The following is a 4,596-nucleotide window of genomic DNA, read 5'->3' on the forward strand; positions in this document are numbered from 1 at the left end:
CGGGGCCGCCCGGGTGGTTGTCGAAGTGCAGGCGCGCCGGCGCGCGCCGGGCCGCGCAGCCACGTTACGCCCCATCGGCCGGGTGGCCGACCTTGCCGGCGTAGGCGCCGAGGCGCGCGTGCAGGTCGGCCAGGTGGCTGGACGCTGGCCGCGTGCGCGGGCTTCGGTGCCGGTGCAGGTCGACGGCCCTGACGGCGTCCGGCGCAACCTGACGGTGTGGCTGGCAGCCAGCGAACCGCGCAGCGTGCTGGCCTACCAGGCCGACTACGCGGTGAACACCCCGCTGTCGGATGTGCAGGCGGTCACCGCGAACGTGGACATGGTGTGCTGCGACGGCGCGGCCATGGCAACGCTGGACGTAAAGGCGCCGCTGCGCCTGCGGCGTGCGGTGCGTGCCGGCACCCCGGTGCTGCAGGCCGACCTTGCCGGCGTGCCGGACGTGGTGGCGCAGCAGCCAGTGCAGCTTGCGGTCGAGCGCGGTGCGGTACGCATCGTGGTGGCGGGCACGGCCCTGATGGATGGCGTGGTCGGCGAGCGCATCAGCGTCCGCCCGCAGGGTTCGCGCAGTGCGGTACAGGCGCGGGTAGTGGCACCGGCAGAGGCGCTGATCGATGAATGACAAGGCAGTACTTACCCTGGCCCTGCTGATGCTGGCCAGCCCACTGGTGCAGGCGCAGAGCCTGATCGAACCCGAGCGCTACCGCGCGCTCGCGGCCGACCATCGTGCCTACCGGGTGGGCGATGTGATCACCGTGTTCGTGGCCGAAGCCACCCGCGCGCGTTCGCAGGCCGCCACCGACGCGTCCAGCCGGCTGGAGCTCAACGCCGGCCTGCGCACCCCGACCACCGACTACGACGCTGACCTGGGCCTTGGCGGCAGCAACTCCGGCGGCGCGCAGACCACCCGCGTGGGCGAGCTGCGCACCCAGGTGTCGGTGCAAGTGGTGGCGGTGGATCCCGATGGCGGCCTGCGCATCGAGGGCTGGCAGAACCTCACCGTGAACGGCGAGAACCAGCGCATCCGGTTGAAGGGCCTGGTGCGGCCGCAGGACGTCTCGGCGCAGAACACGGTGTGGTCCAACCGCATCGCCAATGCCGAACTGGAGCTGGACGGGGTGGGCATCGTCAGTGAATCCCAGCGCCAGAGCGTGATCTACCGTCTGTTCAAGTGGCTGAGGTTGATGTGAGGACCATCCCCCTGTTCCTGCTGCTGTCCGCCTTGTGCGCCACGTCGACGGCCGAGGCCGGCACGGTCAAGGTCAAGGACATTGCCCGCGTGGCCGGCGTACGCGAGAACGCGCTGACTGGCTACGGGCTGGTGTTCGGCCTGTCCGGTTCCGGCGATTCGCAGCGCAACCGCGCCACCGTGCAATCGGTGGCCAATACCCTGCGCAATTTCGGCGTCAACGTTGACGATGCGGACATTGCCAGCCGCAACGTGGCCGCGGTGATCGTCACCGCCAAGCTGCCTGCGTTCGCCGAACCGGGGCAGATGCTGGACGTGCAGGTGTCTTCGTCGGGCGACGCACGCAGCCTCACTGGCGGCACCTTGATGCTGACCCCGCTGATGGGCCCGGACGGACGCCTGTACGCCATGGCCCAGGGCGCCATTTCGGTGGGCGGGTACCAGTTCCAGGGGGTCACCGCGTCGCTGCAGAAGAACCATCCCACCGTCGGCTGGATTCCCTCTGGCGGCAGCGTGGAACAGGCGTCGCCGCTGCAGGTGGCCGGGCAGGGGCGGCAGCTGAGCATCCTGCTCAACGAGCCGGACTTCACCAACGCCACCCGCATCGCCAATGCCATCCGCAGCGCCGAGCCGTCGCTGTCGGTGCGCGCCGACCACGCCGGCAAGGTGACCGTCGACTTCGCGGCGACGCCCAGCAATCTGGTCGAGCGCATTTCGCGCCTGGAAAACCTCACCGTGGTGCAGGACCGCCCGGCACGCGTGGTGGTCAACGAGCGCACCGGCACGGTGGTGGCAGGCGGCGATGTGCGGCTGGGCAAGGTAGGCATTTCGCATGCCGGGCTTCGGGTGGAGATCCGCACCGAATACCAGGTCTCGCAGCCGGACGGCATCTACTACCGCCCGGGCCGCGGCATTGCCTCCACGGTGGTTCCCAGCACCACGATCCGGGCCGACGACCCGGAGGCGCCGCTGGTGCAGGTGCCCGAGGGCGCCACCGTGGCAGAGCTGATTTCCGCACTGCGCGCGGTGCACCTGAGCACCCGCGACGTGATCGCGGTGCTGCAGTCGATCAAGGCGGCCGGTTCGCTGGATGGCGAACTGGTCATTCAATGACCTCCATGGAGAACGCAGGCTGATGTCCCACGGCGATACCACCATCGATGCGATCCGGCTGGCCCTGGGCATGTACCAGACCCGCGCGGAGATCGCCAATTCCAACATCGCCAACGCCTCGGTGCCCGGCAGCCTGGCCCTGCGTGCGGATTTCTCGCAGTACCAGGCGCTGCTGGACGCTGCCGCGGACGGCCAGGCCAACGGACTTGCGCAGGCGATCCAGTCGGTGCGCGAGCCCACCATCCGGCCGCTGGAGACGCCGCTCAACCTGGACGAACAGGTCAGCGAAATGGTCGGTGCGGGCGCTGGTTTCCAGTCCCTCACCGAAGCGCTCAGCCGCCAGTTCGGGCTGATGCGGCTTGCCGTGGTCGGGAGGAACTAAGCATGCCGGTCGATTCCGTACTCGATGTCGCCCGCGACGGGTTGAGCTATGAACGCCTGCGCCTGGATGCCGCCAGCCGCAACATCGCCGCCGCCAACGTTGCCGTGCCCGCCGGGCAGGACGCGATGTTGTGGCGGGTGGGCAGCGGCGATGGCTTCGGCCAGCTGCTGGGGCAGGGCGGTGGGTTGGAGCAGGCGCCGGTGGCCAGCCGCACTGTGCACGACCCCGGCAACCCGCTGGCCGATGCCAACGGCCAGGTGCGCTTTCCGCAGGTCGACCTGGTACAGGAAATGACCACCCTGATGACCGCCAGCCGCGGCTACGAAGCCAACGTTCGTTCGTTCAACCTGCTGCGCAGCATGCTGCTGCGCTCGCTTGAAATTGGAGCCAAGTAATGAGCATGGACGCCATCGCACCGATCGGCCTGGACACGGGCGTGTCGCAGGCCATTCCAACTACCGCGGCGCCGGCAACGGACTTTGCCGGCTGGCTGGGCGCCGGTCTGGGCCAGGTCGAAAACAGCCTGGATACCGCCGAGGCCGGCGTGCGCGCCCTGGCTGCGGGCCGCGACGTGCCGGTGCACGAAGTGATGATTTCGCTGGAGCAGGCACGGCTGGACCTGAGCCTGGCCGCCGAGGTGCGCAACCGGCTGGTGGAGGCGTACCAGGAACTGGCCCGCCTGCAGCTCTGACCGCACTGACCCTCATCACCCTTTCAAGTCGACGCCATGAATCCCAGTACGTTCTATCAGTCCCTGCAACGACCGGCGCGCATCGGTCTGGTCGTGGGTGTCGTGGCACTGCTCGCCGTGACCGGCGCGGTGCTGTGGTGGGTGCTCAGTCCACCCGAGCAGTTGCTGTTCGGCAACATGAAGGAACGCGACGCGGCCGAAGTGGTGGCCTCGCTGACCGAGTGGAAGGTGCCGCACAGCATCACCGACGGCGGCACCGCCATCACCGTGCCGGCCGATGCGGTGTACGAAACGCGCATGCGGCTGGTGTCGGCCGGTATTCCGCGCGGCGGCCACGTGGGCTTCGAGCTGTTCGATGACTCCGATTTCGGCGTCACCGAATTCGCCCAGCGGGTCAACTACCAGCGCGCCCTGCAGGGCGAGATCGAACGCACCATCGCCGCCTTGCCGGGGGTCAGCAGTGCCCGCGTACACCTCACCATCCGCCGCCCCGGGTTGTTCGCCGACCAGCGCGATGACTCCAAGGCCTCGGTGGCGCTGTCGCTGGAGCCGGGCCAGAGTCTGACCCGCAAGCAGATCAACGGCGTGCGCAGCCTGGTGGCAGCGTCGGTCGAAGGCCTGGCGCCGCACCAGGTGTCGGTATTGGATTCCGACGGCGGCCTGCTGGCCGGGGCCAGCGCAGACGCCATGGGCGACACCGACCTGCAGGCACAGTCCGACGAGGACCTGCGCCTGGAGAACCGGCTGAAGGCACGCATCGTGGACCTGCTCGGGCAGGTGCTGCACAACGAGGAGTTCCGGGTCTCGGTGGAAGCGACACTGAACTTCGACGCGGTGCGCGAAGTCAACGAGCGACCGCTGGCGCAGGGCACGGACGGCAATGGGCTGCTTGCCAACCGGCGGGTCAGCCACAGCGGCGGTACCGAGGGGGCGCAGAACCAGAACCAGGAAGAGTCCAGCTATGTGCACGGTACGGCGCGGCAGGAAATCGCGCGTGCCCCGGGCCGGGTCGAATCGCTGTCGGTGGCGGTGATACTGCCGCCGCAGCTGGACGACAGTGAAGTGGAACGCGTGCGCTCGCTGGTCGCCGCCGTGGCGGGCATCAACGAACTGCGCGGCGACCGCCTGGCGGTTTCGCGGCTCGGCCGCGACCAGCGCTGGGACGAATCGCGCAATGCCGCGCATGACCTGCCGGCGCTGTCGTCGACCTCCGCGCCGCCCACC

General features: G+C 69.1%; 7 protein-coding genes. All 7 read left to right on the top strand.

Features of this window, described 5'->3' with window-relative positions; all coding sequences use genetic code 11:
• Positions 1-619 (top strand): flagella basal body P-ring formation protein FlgA (locus RWO33_RS19310; RefSeq protein ID WP_314106972.1); only part of this gene is annotated, 619 nt, incomplete at its 5' end.
• On the top strand, positions 612-1,187 hold the full coding sequence (locus RWO33_RS19315; RefSeq protein WP_314106974.1) for a flagellar basal body L-ring protein FlgH: 576 nt from the start codon (positions 612-614) through the stop codon (positions 1,185-1,187). The genes RWO33_RS19310 and RWO33_RS19315, both read left to right, overlap by 8 nt.
• Positions 1,184-2,299: a flagellar basal body P-ring protein FlgI gene (locus RWO33_RS19320; protein WP_314106975.1), complete on the top strand. Its 1,116-nt coding sequence runs from the start codon at positions 1,184-1,186 to the stop codon at positions 2,297-2,299. Before RWO33_RS19315 ends, RWO33_RS19320 begins: the two co-directional genes overlap by 4 nt.
• Positions 2,300-2,321: 22 nt before the next feature.
• Positions 2,322-2,681, top strand: coding sequence for a hypothetical protein (locus RWO33_RS19325; RefSeq protein WP_314106976.1), 360 nt, complete (start codon positions 2,322-2,324; stop codon positions 2,679-2,681).
• Between the two features lie 2 nt (positions 2,682-2,683).
• Positions 2,684-3,076 carry a flagellar basal body rod C-terminal domain-containing protein gene (locus RWO33_RS19330; RefSeq protein WP_314106977.1) on the top strand — a complete coding sequence of 131 codons (393 nt, stop codon included), beginning with the start codon at positions 2,684-2,686 and terminating at the stop codon, positions 3,074-3,076.
• A complete protein-coding gene (gene fliE / locus RWO33_RS19335; RefSeq protein WP_314106978.1) occupies positions 3,076-3,372 on the top strand; it encodes a flagellar hook-basal body complex protein FliE in 297 nt (98 codons plus the stop codon). The genes RWO33_RS19330 and fliE overlap by 1 nt, the downstream gene beginning before the upstream one ends.
• A gap of 36 nt (positions 3,373-3,408) precedes the next feature.
• Positions 3,409-4,596, top strand: a 1,188-nt coding sequence (gene fliF, locus RWO33_RS19340; RefSeq protein WP_314106980.1) for a flagellar basal-body MS-ring/collar protein FliF, incomplete at its 3' end; no start/stop codon positions are given.

The sequence above is a fragment of the uncultured Stenotrophomonas sp. genome (genome assembly GCF_963519925.1).
GTDB classification, from domain to species: domain Bacteria; phylum Pseudomonadota; class Gammaproteobacteria; order Xanthomonadales; family Xanthomonadaceae; genus Stenotrophomonas; species Stenotrophomonas maltophilia_AE.